At 54.9% G+C, this 16,261-nt stretch carries 12 protein-coding genes; all 12 read left to right on the top strand.

Features of this window, described 5'->3' with window-relative positions; translation table 11 throughout:
• Nucleotides 1-82: 82 nt before the first annotated feature.
• The 12 genes from FYJ65_RS08320 (at nucleotide 83) to FYJ65_RS08375 (ending at nucleotide 15,618) form a co-directional block, all read left to right on the top strand.
• The gene (locus FYJ65_RS08320; protein WP_154554865.1) at nucleotides 83-1,012 is read left to right on the top strand and encodes a DMT family transporter; all 930 of its coding nucleotides are present in this window, start codon (nucleotides 83-85) and stop codon (nucleotides 1,010-1,012) included.
• A gap of 1,139 nt (nucleotides 1,013-2,151) precedes the next feature.
• Complete coding sequence (locus FYJ65_RS08325) at nucleotides 2,152-3,417, top strand: ArsB/NhaD family transporter (protein WP_154554866.1); 1,266 nt, start codon at nucleotides 2,152-2,154, stop codon at nucleotides 3,415-3,417.
• Nucleotides 3,418-3,434: 17 nt separating this feature from the next.
• A complete protein-coding gene (locus FYJ65_RS08330) occupies nucleotides 3,435-3,968 on the top strand; it encodes a hypothetical protein (RefSeq protein ID WP_154554867.1) in 534 nt (177 codons plus the stop codon).
• Nucleotides 3,969-4,122: 154 nt separating this feature from the next.
• Nucleotides 4,123-5,079: a trigger factor gene (locus FYJ65_RS08335; protein ID WP_154554868.1), complete on the top strand. Its 957-nt coding sequence runs from the start codon at nucleotides 4,123-4,125 to the stop codon at nucleotides 5,077-5,079.
• A 221-nt stretch (nucleotides 5,080-5,300) separates the two neighbouring features.
• On the top strand, nucleotides 5,301-6,263 hold the full coding sequence (locus tag FYJ65_RS08340; protein WP_154554869.1) for a D-2-hydroxyacid dehydrogenase: 963 nt from the start codon (nucleotides 5,301-5,303) through the stop codon (nucleotides 6,261-6,263).
• A gap of 1 nt (nucleotide 6,264) precedes the next feature.
• A complete protein-coding gene (locus tag FYJ65_RS08345) occupies nucleotides 6,265-6,933 on the top strand; it encodes an HAD family hydrolase (protein WP_154554870.1) in 669 nt (222 codons plus the stop codon).
• Nucleotides 6,934-6,950: 17 nt separating this feature from the next.
• A complete protein-coding gene (locus FYJ65_RS08350) occupies nucleotides 6,951-9,110 on the top strand; it encodes a peptidase U32 family protein (protein ID WP_154554871.1) in 2,160 nt (719 codons plus the stop codon).
• 4 nt (nucleotides 9,111-9,114) lie between these two features.
• Nucleotides 9,115-10,263 carry an exonuclease SbcCD subunit D gene (locus FYJ65_RS08355; RefSeq protein ID WP_154554872.1) on the top strand — a complete coding sequence of 383 codons (1,149 nt, stop codon included), beginning with the start codon at nucleotides 9,115-9,117 and terminating at the stop codon, nucleotides 10,261-10,263.
• A complete protein-coding gene (locus tag FYJ65_RS08360) occupies nucleotides 10,260-13,010 on the top strand; it encodes an SbcC/MukB-like Walker B domain-containing protein (protein ID WP_154554873.1) in 2,751 nt (916 codons plus the stop codon). Before FYJ65_RS08355 ends, FYJ65_RS08360 begins: the two co-directional genes overlap by 4 nt.
• A 19-nt stretch (nucleotides 13,011-13,029) precedes the next feature.
• Nucleotides 13,030-13,650, top strand: coding sequence for a 5-formyltetrahydrofolate cyclo-ligase (locus tag FYJ65_RS08365; protein WP_154554874.1), 621 nt, complete (start codon nucleotides 13,030-13,032; stop codon nucleotides 13,648-13,650).
• A gap of 17 nt (nucleotides 13,651-13,667) precedes the next feature.
• A complete protein-coding gene (locus FYJ65_RS08370; RefSeq protein ID WP_154554875.1) occupies nucleotides 13,668-14,084 on the top strand; it encodes a VanZ family protein in 417 nt (138 codons plus the stop codon).
• 145 nt (nucleotides 14,085-14,229) lie between these two features.
• Complete coding sequence (locus FYJ65_RS08375; protein WP_154554876.1) at nucleotides 14,230-15,618, top strand: sodium-dependent transporter; 1,389 nt, start codon at nucleotides 14,230-14,232, stop codon at nucleotides 15,616-15,618.
• The last annotated feature ends 643 nt before the right edge of the window (nucleotides 15,619-16,261 follow it).

Here is a 16,261-nt window from a genome sequence, read left to right on the forward strand (position 1 = left end):
GGAGAACAATGAGCGTAATATAAACAATTGAAAAAAACTGTTTAAAAAAATTAATGGTAATGGTACAGAAAGAAGGCTTATCATGAAAAAAGTGGTTACCTACATCATCTTGACGGCGTTTCTTTTCGGGACAATGGAGATTGCCCTGAAGATTGCCGGAAGCACATTTGATTCCATTCAGCTCACATTTCTCCGTTTCCTTATCGGTGGTCTGGTGCTGGCGCCTTTCGGCGTTGCGGAAATCCGGAAGGACAACATTAAGATTACAAAAGGCGATTGGCTCTGGCTGCTTCTGGTAGGTATCATGGGAATTGCCATTAGCATGCTGGCATTCCAGATTGGCGTTCAGCACTGCAACGCATCCACCGCGGCAGCACTGATTTGCCTGAACCCGCTGTTCACCATGGTTATCGCCCACTTCTTTACCTCGGAGAAGATGGACAAAGCGAAGGGGCTGGCATTTTTCATCGGCATCGTGGCAGCGGTATTCATGATTCGTCCGTGGGACGTTCAGCCGGGCAACACGGTGTTCGGTATGGCCACCATGCTTCTGGCATCCGTTACCTTTGCAGCATATACGGTAATGGGCAAAAAAACCATCGGCCGAATCGGTACTTTCGCTCAGACCAGCATCTCCTTCATCCTGGGTTCTCTGGTGCTGCTCTTGGTCCTGATTCCGATGGGACGTCCGGTATTCGCCCATATCACGGAGCAGCCGCTGGTGCTTCTCTACTGCGGAATCGTGGTTACCGGTCTGGGATACCTGTTCTACTTCTTGGCCATCCGTTACTCGGATGCCACCACCGGATCCATCGCATTCTTCATTAAGCCGGCCATTGCACCGGTGCTGGCGGTGGCTATCCTGGGAGAACATGTCTACTGGAACACCATCGTGGGCATCGTTCTTCTAATCACCGCCTCCGTCATCACCCTTCGGGATACCTGGTCCACGGAGGATCCGGAAATCGAAAAGACGGAGCTGGAAGTTCGGGAAGGACTGGAAGTAGAATAAAAAAACTGCATGCGGTCAGCAACCGCCGGGGCCTGCGGCTCAAGCCGCCGCACCCCCCGGCCAAGATTGCCTCCCGCATGCAGTTTTTTTGTCGGATTATTTTTGTGCCGGATTATCGAACCGGGATTATTGAACATGCGGTCAGCAACCGCCGGGGCCTGCGGCTCAAGCCGCCGCACCCCCCGGCCAAGATTGCCTCCCGCATGCAGTTTTTTTAGTGGGGAGAAAAAGGGACGTGCCTTCGGCGCCGTGGACGTGGTGCTTCAAAGCCCGCAAATCCTTATTCTTTCGTCGGGAGGCACCACGTCCCTGAGTCCGTCCGTGCCTTCGGCGCTGTGGACGTGGTGCTTCATGACCCGCAAAACCTTATTCTTTCGTCGGGAGGCACCACGTCCCTGAGCCCATCGGTGCTTTCGGTGCCGTGGACGTGGTGCTTCAAGGCCCGTAAATCCTTATTCTTTCGTCGGGAGGCACCACGTCCCTGAGCCCATCCGTGCCTTCGGCGCCGTGGACGTGGTGCTTCATGACCCGCAAAACCTTATTCCTTCGTCGGGAGGCACCACGTCCCTGAGCCCGTCCGTGCCTTCGGCGCTGCGGACGTGGTGCTTCAAGGCCCGCAAATCCTTATTCCTTCGTTGGGAGGCACCACGTCCCTGAGCCCATCGGTGCTTTCGGTGCCGTGGACGTGGTGCTTCAAGGCCCGTAAATCCTTATTCTTTCGTCGGGAGGCACCACGTCCCTGAGCCCATCCGTGCCTTCGGCGCCGTGGACGTGGTGCTTCAAGGCCCGCAAAGCCTTATTCCTTCGCCGGGAGGCACCACGTCCCTGAGCCCGTCCGTGCGACCTCACCTGCGAATCGGATTTAATATGTTCCCCGCTGCGGGATATCGCAATTGCCGCAACGCAGCCCTTCCGAAAGAGACTTTCCAATCCTCCAAATTTCCTTTAATTCTCCAATTCCTGCTCGGAAGTATTAAAATAAATAAATTCGTGCGTTAGATTTTCTAACGCATTTTTTTTAATGCAAAGTGACCACACAAAAAACACAATAGGTAGTGGACAAATAATTTTGAATGATTATAATAGGATGTTGAAAAAAATTTAAGCGGTGAATCCGCAATTAAGAAAGGGGACTAAAGATGAAAATTATTGCAGTAGCAGTGTTTCTGATAGTGATACTGCTGATTATCTCCGAACGAGTGCACCGTACCGCGGCGGCAATGGCCGGGGCAATGGTACTGATTCTCACCGGCGTCATGTCGGCGGACAAGGCACTTTCCTATATTGATTTTAATACCATTGGGGTGCTGGTGGGCATGATGATTTTCGTGGCTATCGTGCGTCGATCCGGTATGTTCGAATATATTGCGGTGCGAGCAGCTAAAGCGGTACACGGGGATCCGTGGAAAATCATGGTTGCTTTTACCCTGATTACCGCAGTGCTTTCGGCAATTTTGGATAACGTTACCACCGTATTGTTGGTGGGACCGATGTCCATCGCCATTGCCCGGATGCTGAAGATCGATCCGGTTCCGTTCCTGATGGGACAGATTCTGGCATCCAACGTGGGCGGTACCGCCACCTTAATCGGTGACCCGCCAAATATCATGATCGGCAGTGCCGCACACCTGTCCTTTATGGACTTCCTGGAAAACACCGGTTTTGCCGTGCTGTTCATCCTGGCCGTGCTGATTCTGCTGATGAAAATTGTATATGAGAAGAAGATTGAAATGGGCACGGTGGATACCAGCGCCATTGAGAAGCTGGATCCGTCCAAGTCCATTACCAATCGGGCACTGATGAGAAAAGGAATCATCGTTTTAATCTGTGTAATCGTTGGATTTATGTTCCATGACAAACTGGGCATTGAGTCTTCCGTCATCGCTCTGACCGCAGCCGCAGTGATGCTGATTATCGGCAGGGAAGATGTGAACGAGGCCATTCAGGATGTAGAGTGGACGACAATCCTGTTCTTTATGTCGTTGTTCGTGGTTGTCGGTGGTCTGACCGAGACGGGTATCATCAAGGAACTCGCATCCAAGATCATCGATGCAACCGACGGACATCCGATGGTCACCATGCTGGTGCTTTTGTGGGCGTCGGCACTGCTGTCCTCCATCCTGGACAACATCCCGTTCGTCGCAACGCTGATTCCGCTGATTCTGGCCATGCAGGCGGACGGAATGGACGTCACCTCCTTCTGGTGGGCGATTTCCCTAGGTGCGTGCCTGGGCGGAAACGGAACCATGATAGGTGCATCCGCCAATGTGGTTTTGTCGGACATCAGTACGAAACACGGCTATCCGATTACCTTCAAGAGCTACCTGAAAGTCGGCATGCCGTTCATGCTTCTGTCCATCGTAATTTCCACTGTATTTCTTGTGGTAAAATTTGATATTATGTAGTCAGGAGGTATGGATTAATGAGCAATGAATACACGACCAACAAAGTGTCCAGCGACATGATCAACATGATGGCAAAACAAATGGGCGCGGTGCATATCAAGTCCGATCCGGCGTATATCAACATTTATGCATTTGAGATTGCACCGGAATTTCGGATAAAGTACATGCTGGATCTCCGCCGGGGAAAGGGCATGTACCTTCATCGGGTAAGCCCGTACCCAATTATGCTGGGAAAATTCTACGGCGAGACCGATATCGTCGATTACATGAAGCGGGATCTGCAGAAGTTCCGCCGCGCGTACGAAAGCGACAAATTCTCGTCCTTCCTGGATCTGACGGAAGATTTGACCCAGTTCAATCGCCAGATTGAGCAGCTCTTCTTGAATCGGAATGTGCCGGAAGCGGCTTTCCGGGAACTGGCGGAGGAGATGAAGAACGTGCATGCCACCATTAAACAGATGGCAGAGGAATGCCCAATGTTGTATGATACCCATCGAAACATGGGTGAACTGGCCATCAACTCCAGCGATTTGGGTCGGGAAGAGGAATAGTTCTCGTAAAAATAAGAAGAGTCGGAAGTCTGAGGCTTCCGATTCTTTTTTTTATGTCGACAGCACGAGGGAAAATGAGTATAATCAAAGTAGCGTTGATTTTACATCCGGGGGTGTAGAACTGCATTGAAATTACAAACAGGCAGGAGTGGAAATGGCTAAGAAAGTATCAAGAAAAGAAGAAGAGAAACTGAAGAAACTGTCGCCGGCGGAGCGGAAAGCGATTAAGAAGCAGAAGAAGCGGGATGCGTATCAGAAGGAGAAGGCGCAGCGGAAGGAAGAGCGCTATCAGAGCGAGTCGAAGAAGTTCCGCAAGCGTCACCGGAAGGGCGCCGTTGTGACGGGCATCGTGCTGGCGGTGGTTCTGCTGGGCGGCCTCTTCTATTGGATGAACACCGGACTGTTCGAGGAAGACAGCTATAAATTCTTCAGCTACGACAAATACGTGAAGGTGGCGTCCACGGACAAGCTGACCTACAAAAAGTCTCAGCTGAAGGTGTCCGACAAGGACGTGGAAAAACAGATTCAGGCGAAGCTGAAGAATGCCGGAGAGAAGAAGCTGACGGAGGCATTCATCAAGAAGAACACGGACAACGAGTGCAAGACGAAGGCGGAATACGAGAAGCACGTTCGGGAACAGCTGGAGAAGGACAAGAAGAATTCCGTGGGCAGCGAATTGCTCAGCAAGGTCAGCGGAGATTCCAAGCTGAAGAAGACGCCGAAGCTGCAGCTCAAGGCGGCCAAGAAGGACGTGGAGCAGAACTATGAGCAGATGGCTTCTCAGTACGGAATGGACGTGGACAGCTTGATTAAAGCCTATGGTATGGACGAAAAATCCTATCAGGCCATGGTAAAGAACAGCGCCAAGGAGAGCGTGAAGCTGCACCTGGTGGCACATGCCATTGCAAAAGAAGAGGGCATCCGTCTCAGCAGCAGCGATTACGACCAGAGGCTGAAGGAGTTCAAGGAAAGTACCGGACTCAGCGAGAAGCAGTTCAAGAAGCAGGCCGGATCCTCTTACGAGGATTATGCGAAGGAGAACAACTTCGAAGAGTATTTTTTCCAGGAGAAGGTAGGACAGTTCCTGGTGGACAAGGCCACGGCAAAATAGTGGAAAGCAGAAGTTTTTGCTGGCGGAGAACAACGATCATTACACCATCGGCAATAAGGGAGATGATGTAGACAATAAATTGCAAGAACCAACCTTCCTAATGGACGATGTCCCGTTAACCGGGGCGTCGTCTTTTTTTGCGGTGCCGTCAAGCTATGGAGAATGGCCGGGGCTTGTGGTACAATCAAAGTAGTTTTTTTCACAGAAGGGAGAATGGGATTATGAGACGTGAAATAGCGGTCTCCGTGCATTTCCTGACGGAGGCGAGGCGAAAGAAAATCGAGGAAACCGCGGCGAAAGGCGGATTTGACACAGTGTTCTACGACAACGACGATGCGGCGGTGGGGAGAATAGCCGATGCGGAAATCGTCTTCTGCGAGACGCCGAAGCCGGTGAAGGGGCTGAAGAACGTGAAGTGGTGTGCCAGCTCCTATGCGGGCATCGCACCGTATCTGGAACCGGGGGTGCTGCCGGAGGGCTGCCGGCTCACCAATGGGGCGGGTTCCTACGGCGTGACTATTTCGGAGCACATCGTGATGGTGTCCCTGATGCTGCTGAAGCAGATGCCGAGATACCGGGAAATCATCGACAATCGGGAATGGCGCCACGACGTGCCGATTCGTTCCATCTACGGAAGCCGGGTGACGGTTCTGGGGACGGGAGATATCGGAAAATATACCGCCAAGCGAATGAAGGGGATGGGGGCGAAGACCGTCATCGGAATGAACCGGAGCGGTCGCTGCGACGAACCTTCTTTTGACCGTATCATCACGGCGGGAGAGCTGGATGCACTGCTGCCGGAAACGGATATTCTGGTGCTGTGCATGCCGGAGACGAAGGAAACCCGGGGGACCCTGTCCAAGGAGCGCATTGCGATGCTGCCGAAGGAGGCCATCGTGGTGAACGTGGGCCGGGGCAGCGCTATCGATCAGGATGCGCTGATGGCGGCCCTGAACGAAGAGCGGATTGCCGGGGCGGCTTTGGACGTTATGGTGCCGGAACCGCTGCCGAAGGATCATCCGCTGTGGGATGCGCGGAACATCATCATCACCCCGCACATTTCCGGGAACATGTCCCTGGAACACACCCGGGAGGAGTCCGTGGACCTGTTCTGCCGAAACCTGGAGCGATACATCGCGGGGGAACCGCTGGTTCACGCCGTGGATTTTGAAAGAGGGTATTAATATGATTAAAGCATGCATTTTCGATCTGGATGGGACACTGACCCGGACGCAGGAGTCCATCGCCCGTCCCATCAATATGACTTTGAAACATTACGGGTTGAAGGCGCAGCCGGTGGAAGCCTATAACTATTTCGCCGGGGACGGCATCGATAACGCCCTGCGCCGGGCGCTGGCGGCATCCGGCGATGAAGAGGGAAAATTCTTTTCCGAGGGCATCAAGCTGTGCCGGAAGTGGATGCAGGAGGATCCCCTGTACCACGTGGAGCCCTACGAGTACGTGCCGGAAACCCTGAAGAAGCTTCGGGACTGCGGCTGCAAGCTGGCGGTGTTCTCCAACAAACCCCACCTCAGCGCGGTGAACGTGGTGGAGACGATTTTGGGCAAAAACACTTTCGATCACATCCAGGGGCAGACCGACCGAATTCCCATCAAACCGGATCCTACGGGAGTGTTCGAAATCCTGGACCGATTCGGTCTTTCCAAAGAGGAATGCCTGTACTTCGGGGATACCAACACGGATATGATGACGGGAAAGAATGCGGGGGTGTATACCGTGGGCGTCACCTGGGGATTCCGCCCTCGGGAAGAGCTGGAGAAATACCATGCGGACCGGATTATCGATTGCCCGAAGGATTTCTGGACCTGCGTGAAAGAGATGAACGAAGAATAGAAGCATAAGAGGATGGAATGAAGAAGAGAAGAAAACCGGAGCTGCTGGTTCCGGCCGGAAGTATGGAGCCGCTGATTGCGGCGGTGGAGAACGGGGCGGATGCCGTCTATGTGGGCGGCCGCCTGTTCAACGCCCGGATGAATGCGGGAAATTTTGACGATGAAAGGATGCAGCAGGCCCTGGACTACGCCCACGCCCGAGGCGTGAAGGTGTTCGTGACCATGAACACCTTGATTTTCGATGAGGAAATGGAAGAGGCGGTGGAATACGCCGGATTCCTGTATCGGGCGGGGGTGGATGCCCTGATTGTGCAGGATTTGGGATTGGGAAGGCGTATTCACGAAGAGCTGCCGGATTTTCCCTTGCATCTTTCCACACAGGGAACCGCCTGCGATGCGGAAGCGGTGGCACTGGCGAAGGAGCTGGGCTACGAACGGGTGGTGCTTTCTCGAGAACTGTCTCTGGCGGAGATGGAAGCGGCTTGTCGGGATGGGGGCCTGGATATTGAGGTGTTCGTTCACGGCGCCCTGTGCATCTGCTATTCCGGACAATGCCAAATGAGCCGATTCTACGGGGGCAGAAGCGGAAACCGCGGCGCCTGCGCCCAGCCTTGCCGCCTTCCTTATGAAGGTGTGGATGAAAACGGAAAGAAAATCTCCGGCCATCTTCTGAGTCCCAAGGATCTGTGTCTGGTGGACCGACTGGGAGAGCTGATTGAAGCGGGCGTCTACTCCTTCAAAATCGAAGGTCGGATGAAATCCCCGGAGTATGTGGCGGTGGTCACCCGAATTTACCGGAAATACATCGACGAATACATGGAAAAAGGCAGCTATCACGTGACCCCGGAGGATCGCCGGGAGCTGCGGCAGATTTTTAACCGAGGTGGTTTTACCTCGGGCTATTTGAATGGAAATCCGGGAGAGAAGCTGATGTCCCCGGTGATTCCGAAGAATCAGGGCATCCGCATCGGAACCGTACAATCGGTAAAACCGGGCTCCACCCTGGTGGATGTATCCTGCGATATCCTGCCGGATATGGGCGACGGCATCGAAATCCGTTCGGAGCGAAAGGCCGGAAAGGCGGTCAGCACCATCATCAGCTACCGAAAGGAGCCGGGAAAGGGCGTTCTGCGCATCGGGGATTTCAAGGAGCCGGTGCAGGTGGGGGATGCGGTGTACCGAACATCCTCCAAGAAGCAGCTGGAAGCGGCGCGCAGCTCCTTCCGGAACATGTCCTTGGACGCATCGCCGGAATCCCGCCGCATCGGACGGCGCCGAGGCATTAATCTGACCCTGACATGTTTCGACAATGTGCTTCGCCTGACCGGTACAACCATCCCGGAAACGGGGGAGCTGTGGGACAGCCAGGCGAAGAAGAGCGCAGTGCTGGAGGCGGGTCCTTTCGAGACGGATGCGGAACGGGCCACGCCGAAGGAACGGTACGAGAATGCCCTTCGAAAGACTGGAAATACCCCATTTGAAGTGGAAAGCCTCCGCTTCCGAGGGGACTTTGATATACGGGTAAAAGCATCGGAAATCAACGCTCTTCGTCGGGAGTGCCTGGCCAAGCTGGAAGAGGAGATCCGGTTCCGCCGGACGCTTCCGGAAGGCTTCCGGACGATGGAAGCGATGGGGGAATCCGAGACCGGGCTGCCGGTTCTTCCGGATACCTTGCCGCGAGTTCCTCTGGCCGCTCTGTGCCTGGAGGCGGACCGTTCCGGTCAATCTTTAGCGGAGGCGTACGGAAACCGGGAAGACCCGGAAGCGGTTCCTTTTATTTCCAATGTGACCAAGGGCCGTGAGGACGACATCCTGCTGCACCGGGAAGGGGAAATCCGGGAACTGGGCCAAAGTGTGCCGATTCTGGTGGGGAACCTGAGCTGGCTGCACCGGCTGGCGGGAAAGGGACTCTGGCTGTACGGCGATTACGGCCTGAACGGGGTGAACCGGGAGACGGCAAGGGTATTGAAAGAGATGGGCGTGGAAGCGCTCTGCCCGGGACTGGAGCGGAACGAAACCGGCGAGCTTGGAGAGAAGAGGATGCCGCTGATGATCAGCGAGCACGATTTCTCCGCCCGGGAACTTCGAAACAATAAGCGTGGAATTCGTATCCGGGTGGAACATCCGGAGTACAGCAGTCAGAGCCGGATTGTTCCGGTGGTGACGGAAAGGAATTAGAGGAATGAAGCTGATGCACCTGGCGGATCTCCACTTGGGAAAACGGGTAAACGGGTTTTCCATGATGGAGGATCAGGAATACATTCTGAATCGGATTTTGGAAATCATGGAGGAGGAGCAGCCGGACGGTCTGCTGATTGCCGGCGATGTGTACGACAAAACCATCCCGCCGGCAGAGGCGGTGCGTTTGATGGACGATTTTCTCACCGCCGTGGCGGCGAAGCACGTCCCGGTGTTCCTGATCAGCGGAAACCACGATTCGGCGGAGCGGGTAGCCTTCGGGCATCAGCTGATGCAGGGGAGCGGCATTTGGATCTCGCCGATGTACGACGGAACCATCCGGCACCACACCCTGGAGGATCGGTGGGGCGAGGTGAACATCTACCTCATTCCCTTCCTGCGGCCTTCCGTGGTGCGGAGCTTTTTCCCGGATGTTGAAATCGAGGATTACACGGATGCGCTGCGAACCATCATTGAAGATCTGCAGGTGGACACGTCCCGGAGAAACGTGGTGCTGGCCCATCAGTTCGTCACGGCGGCGGGGGCATTGCCGGAAACCTGCGACTCGGAACAGCTGTCGGTGGGCGGTCTGGACCGGGTGGACGGAAGTGTTTTTAGCCCCTTTGATTATACCGCTTTGGGGCACCTCCACGGTCCGCAGCGCGTGGGAAGCGAGACGATTCGGTACGCCGGATCCCCTTTGAAGTATTCTTTTTCGGAGCTTCACCAGAAGAAGAGCGTGACGGTGGCGGAGCTTCGGGCAAAAGGAGAGACGGAAATTCGGCAGATTCCGCTGCAGCCTCGGAGAGAGATGATAGAGCTGCGGGGGACCTTTGAGGAGATCCTGGAGGAAGCCCGGAAGAAAGGGGAGCTCCAGACGGATTATTACCATATGATTCTCACGGACGAGACCGATGTGGTGGACGCCTTGTCCCGCCTTCGGGAGTACTATCCCAACATCATGCTGCTGGATTATGACAACCGGAGAACCCGCTCGCAGAAAGAAGTGGAGCAGTTGGACCGGGTGGAGGAACGGACGCCGGGGGAACTGTTCGCCGCGCTGTATGAGCAGCAGAACGGGCAGGAGATGGATTCGGACCGGAAAGAGTATCTGGATGGACTGATTCGTGAAATTTGGGAGGAACAGGTATGAGACCGATTCGCATAGAAATGTCCGCCTTCGGACCGTACGCCGGCAAACAGACCGTAGAAATGGACCGGCTGGGGACCAGCGGCATCTACTTGATTACCGGGGATACGGGGGCGGGTAAAACCACCATTTTCGATGCCATCGTCTTCGCACTTTACGGAACCGCCAGCAGTGACCGGCGGAGCGGCGATATGCTGCGTTCCCGCTATGCGGAGCCGGATACCCCCACGGAGGTGAAACTTGTTTTTGCCTACCGCAATAAAGAATATGAGATTCTCCGGAATCCGACCTATCAGCGGCCGAAGCTGCGAGGCGAGGGCATGACCCAGGAGAACGCATCCGCGGAGCTGCGGCTGCCGGGGGGAGAGATTCTCACCCGCACCGGAGAGGTGGACGAGAAAATCCGGGAGATTCTGGGGATGACCCGGGATCAGTTCATGCAGATTGCCATGATTGCCCAGGGGGATTTTCTCAAGCTGCTGCTGGCCAAGACGGAGGAGCGGCGGAAGATTTTCAGCAGTATTTTTCGCACCGGCCGGTATGCCCGGCTGGAGGAGCGCCTGAAGCAAGAGGCCCGTCAGGCGCGGAAGACGTACGACGACGTGGTGCGAGAAATCGGCTTCGAGCAGGAACGGGCACGGCTTCCGGAAGGAACGGACCGGAGCGGGCTTCGGGACGAGGAGTACCTTCAGGCGATTGAGAAATTCCGGGATGAGGCCGGAATAAGATTGGAAGAAGGAGAGAAGAAGCAGGAACTTCTGAGAGGGGAGCTGGATGCTCTGGCGGCCCGGATTCTGGCGGCGGAAGAGCAGGAAAAGCGGAAAAAGGCGCTGGAAGAGACTCGGGAACAGTGGACGAAACTTCAGGCCGCGGCGGAGCAGCGAAAACAGGAGCTGGAAGCGGCGCGGAGCCGTGAACCGGAAGCGAAGGAGAAGGAAGCGCGGCTTCACGTGGAGCAGGACCGGCTGCAGCAGTACGACCGGCTGGAAGAATTGAAGCAGCAGAAAATCGAAGCGGAGAAAAAGCAGGCTTCGGATGAGGCGGCTCGAAAGAAGTTGGAAGCGGGCCGGAAAGCCCTGACACAGCAAATTCAGGATTGCCGGCAGAAAATCAAAGAAAAGGAGGCACTGGCCGGGAAGGCCGCAGCGTTCTCCGGGGAGAAGGAACGCCTTCGGAGTCAGGGGGCGGAATACAATGAATTGAAGACCTTGCTGGAAGCCTATGAGGAAGATTCGGAAAAGTGGAGCCGGGCGGCGGTGACTTATCAGGCGGCTTGCGGCAAGGAACGGGAATTCGGCGAGTCCTATCTCCGGCAGCACCGGGCGTTTCTGGATGACCAGGCGGGAATCCTGGCGGCGGAATTGGCGGAGAATCAGCCGTGTCCGGTGTGCGGATCCTTGCTCCACCCGTCGCCGGCGATGAAAACCGACGATGCGCCGACCCGGGAAACGGTGGAACAGTCCCAGAAGCGTTGGGAAGAAAGCAAAACCGCCATGGATGAGGCCGGCCGAAAGGCGGCAGCTCTGCGGGGAACCCGAGACAGCAGCCTTCAGCATATGGAAGAAAAGGCCAAGGGGCTGAATATGCCGACGGAGCCGGCGGCGCTGAAAGAGACGCTGATGGAAGAGCAGAAGCGGTTTCGGCCAAAATGGAAAGAGGTCACGGAAGCCCTGGCGGCATCGGAAGCGGCGGCCGAGGCGAAAGTGGTTTTGGAGGAGAAGCTGGAGACGCTTCAGAAAAAGCAGGAGGGTGATGAAGAAGCCTATCGCAAGCTGGAGTTGGAATCCGCTCGCCTGCAGGAGCAGATTGAGAATCTCTCTGCAAATTACTCGGAACTGAAGGAGACCCTTCCGTATCCGGACCGGGAGTCCGCCGGGAAGGCGGCGTCGTTACTGGACCGGGAAATCCGAGAAATCCGGGAGGCGGTGCAGTCGGCGGAAGAGAACGAGAAAGCGGCCGCTCGCCGGATCCAGGAAGCGGAAGGCCGAATGGGCGAGCTGCAGAAGCAGATCCGAGAGGGCGAATCGGCAGAGTCGATGACATCCGCGGAACTGCAGGAAAATCAGAAGCAGAAAAAGGACGAACATCTCCGTCTGCAGGCAGAGGCGAAGGAGGATAACCTGATCTGGGAGACCAATTCCGCTGCGGCCGGCAACATTCGAAAGCTGAGCGGCGAGCGGGAGCAGGCGGCACGGAAGTATTCCATGCTCCAAAATCTGGCGGACACCGCCAATGGAAACCTTTCCGGAAAGCAGCGGATTCAGCTGGAGACTTATGTACAGCAGCAGCTTTTCGATCGGATTCTGGTGCGGGCCAACACCCGGTTCCGAGTGATGTCCGGCGGTCAGTACGACCTGGTTCGCCGAAAGGAATACCAGAAAAATCAGCAGAGCGGGCTGGACCTGGACGTGGTGGACCACTACAACGGTACCACCCGAAGCGTCTCCACCCTTTCCGGCGGAGAATCCTTCATGGCGTCCCTGTCCCTGGCACTGGGACTTTCCGATGAGATTCAGGAAAGCGCCGGCGGCGTTCAGCTGGATGCCTTGTTCGTGGACGAGGGCTTCGGCTCCCTGGATGAAGAAACTCTGGATCAGGCCATGAAGGCCATTCAGACCTTGGCGGAGGACGGCGGCCGAATCGTGGGTATCATCTCCCACGTGACGGAGCTTCAGAACCGCATCGACCGGCAGCTGCTGGTGCGCAAAATGAAATCCGGCGGCAGTACCGTCACTATCAATATCTTATAGAGGAAATGGAGTGTTCAAAATGAGAATGATCGATACATTGGCAAAAAAGGGCGATGCCATGATGGCGAACAGCATCCGGGCCCGGAAAGGCATCCTTCGGGACCGCTGCCGGGACCTGCGGAAGGAGATGGACATGGACTACCTCCGAGACGCCAGCGACGCCATCACAAAGCACATTCTGGCGAGCGAGGCCTACCGGGTTGCTGGAACCATCTTCGTCTACATGAGTTACGGCAAGGAAGTCATCACCGACGGTTTTATCGCGCAAGCGCTCGCCGATGGTAAAAAAATCTGCATCCCGCTGTGTCTTCCGGAGAATCAGATGGAAGCGAAGTGCTACACCGGACCGGAGGATCTCCATTCCGGAAGGTACGGAATCCGAGAGCCACGGGAGGATGCAGAGACAGTAGCACGAGAAGAAATCGACCTGGCGCTGATTCCGTGCGTCGCATGCGATAAGCGGTGCAACCGCCTGGGTCACGGTGCGGGATACTACGACCGATATCTGGAGGGGACGGATTTTGTCAAGATGGCACTGTGCCCGGAGAAAATGATTCTGTCCAACGTGGCGGTGGATGCCCTGGATGTTCCCATGGATGCCGTGGTAACTGAGGAAGGCATCGTGACGCGGAATCGGTAGCCGGAGAAGGAGGGATTATGTCTGAATTCATCTATAGCATTGTGATGTGGACCGCCCGAATTCATGACGAAATCATGGGCATGAACGACGGATGGGGATACTACAACAGCGACAAAAAACTGCATTTTATCGTCATGGGAATCATCGGGATGATTGTGGTGTTAGCAGCGTATTTCATCTTCAAGCTGCTGCAGAATCATCCGTTGGTGATTGCATTTATCTATGCGTTCACGGTAATGATCGTGCTGACATTCTCCATTGAAATCGGTCAAGGGTTCTACGGAACCGGCAACATGGAGATGGAAGACGTGGTGGCCGGCATGGGCGGATTCCTGTTTTTCTTCGTGATATTCGCACTGGTGCGGGGGATTTTCCTGTTGATTTTCAACCTTCTCCGAGGAAACGATCGAAAAAAACGGAAGAAGCAACGGTAGGAAAAAACAATTTATAAAAATATCCTTAAAAAGCTTGCTTTTTTTGTCATTGGAGGATAAAATGTAGTTCATGTTGATAATATTTTGAGTAAAATTTGTCCGGCCAACCACAAAGATCGGATGAGGGTGAAAGGAGTACAGGTTAATGGCAAAGAAAGAACCTTATTTTGATGATGCGGCGCACGTATCGTCGGAATCGAGAGCAAGTTTTTCCGGTAAGTTAGGATATGTATTAGCGACGGCGGGATCCGCAGTCGGCCTGGGAAACATTTGGAGGTTTCCCTATCTCGCTGCAAGACACGGCGGCGGGATTTTCCTGCTGATTTATCTGATTATTGCAATTACATTCGGATACACCATGATGATGTCTGAGAATGCGCTGGGAAGAATGACCCGGAAGAGTCCGGTGGGCGCGTTCCGTGCTTTTAGCAAGGGCAAATTGGCCGGATGCGGCGGATGGCTCAATGCGGTGATTCCGATGCTGATTATGCCGTACTACAGTGTAATCGGCGGATGGGTTGTGAAATACCTTTACGAGTTCCTTCGGGGCAATGTGAACGCGACGGCAGACGATGCCTTCTTCGGCGGATTCATCAGCGATGACGCCAGTGCGGAGCTGTGGTTCGTGGTATTTGCGCTGATGATTGTCGTGGTAATTTTCGCCGGCGTGGAGAACGGCGTGGAGAGAATCTCCAAAATCATGATGCCGATGCTGGTATTCCTGGCGCTGATTGTTGCAATCTACTCCATGACGCGTCCGGGCGCCGCGGCGGGAATCAAGTACTTCCTGGTTCCGGATATGAAGAACTTCACCTGGATGTCCGTGGTTGCGGCGTTGGGCCAGAGCTTCTATTCCCTCTCCATCGCAATGGGAATTCTGGTAACTTACGGTTCTTATATGAAGAAGGACGTGGATATTGAGAAAGCAACCGGACAGGTTATTCTCTTTGACAGTGGAATTGCCATCATGGCAGGACTGATGATCATTCCGGCGGTATTCGCATTCTCCGGCGGAGATCCGAATGCGCTGAATGCAGGTCCGTCCCTGATGTTCATCACGATTCCAAAGGTGTTTGCAAGCATGGGCTTGGGCCGCTGGGTTGGATTCATCTTCTTCCTTCTGGTGCTCTTTGCAGCGCTGACCAGTGCGATTTCTCTGGCAGAGACCAGCACCTCCACCTTCCAGGACGAGCTGGGATGGAGCCGCAGAAAGTCCACTCTGCTGGTAACCCTGCTGCTGTTCGGTCTGGGAACCCTGAACTCTCTGGGATACAGCTCCCTGGGCTTCGTAAAGATCTTCGGAATGCAGATTCTGGACTTCTTTGATTTCGCTACCAACTCTGTAATGATGCCGATTGCGGCGTTCGCACTGTGCGTCCTGGTAGCTCGCTGCGTTGGTGTGGACCATATCGCCGAGGAAATCAAGCTGTCCTCCAAGTTCCGCATGGAGAAGATGTACCGCGTAGTGGTTCGCTATGTGGCACCGGTATTCGTTATCATCATTCTGCTCAGCTCTCTGGGATTCCTGGGCTAGTGGAAGCTTAAAGAAAAACTAAAGCCTGCATTCGGGCAGTGATCTCAGCGTAACGATGAGATTGCTGCTCGGGTGCAGGCTTTTTTGTTCCCGAGGCTGGCGGCGCAAACAATGCCCTGGAGCAAGGCGCCAACAAGGGCGCCGTCAGCCCGGGAAATGGATTCGGGGCGGCCTGTTGGCGTGGTCGAATGAAGGGCAAAGGCTTTGAGGGGAGCAAGGCGCCAACAACGACACTGGCAGACCGGGAAAAACCGGCCTGTGTTGGCGTGACCGGATGAAGAAACAAGGTTTCGCGGGGAGCAAGGCGCCAACAAGGGCGCCGGCCGCCGGGGAAAAACCGGCCCGTGTTGGCGTTGGCGGACGGAGAAACAAGGCGTTGCCGGGAGTAAAGCGCCAACAAAGGCGCCGTCAGCCCGGGAAAATCCGGCCTGTGTTGGCGTGACCGGATGAAGAAACAAGATAATATGAAATGACCTCACATTTGTAAAATCGTGGATTCGCCACTATACTGTAATCGACGACTAAATCAATAGACAGTGGTTTACCACATACAAAAGGAGGTCATTTATGAATAGAATACTAAAAATCGGAATGGATGTCCATAGCACCAGCTACACTTTATGTGCAATGGAGCCCGTGCTTG

Origin of the sequence: Mogibacterium kristiansenii (assembly GCF_009695905.1) — a bacterium.
Classification (GTDB): Bacteria; Bacillota; Clostridia; order Peptostreptococcales; family Anaerovoracaceae; genus Mogibacterium_A; species Mogibacterium_A kristiansenii.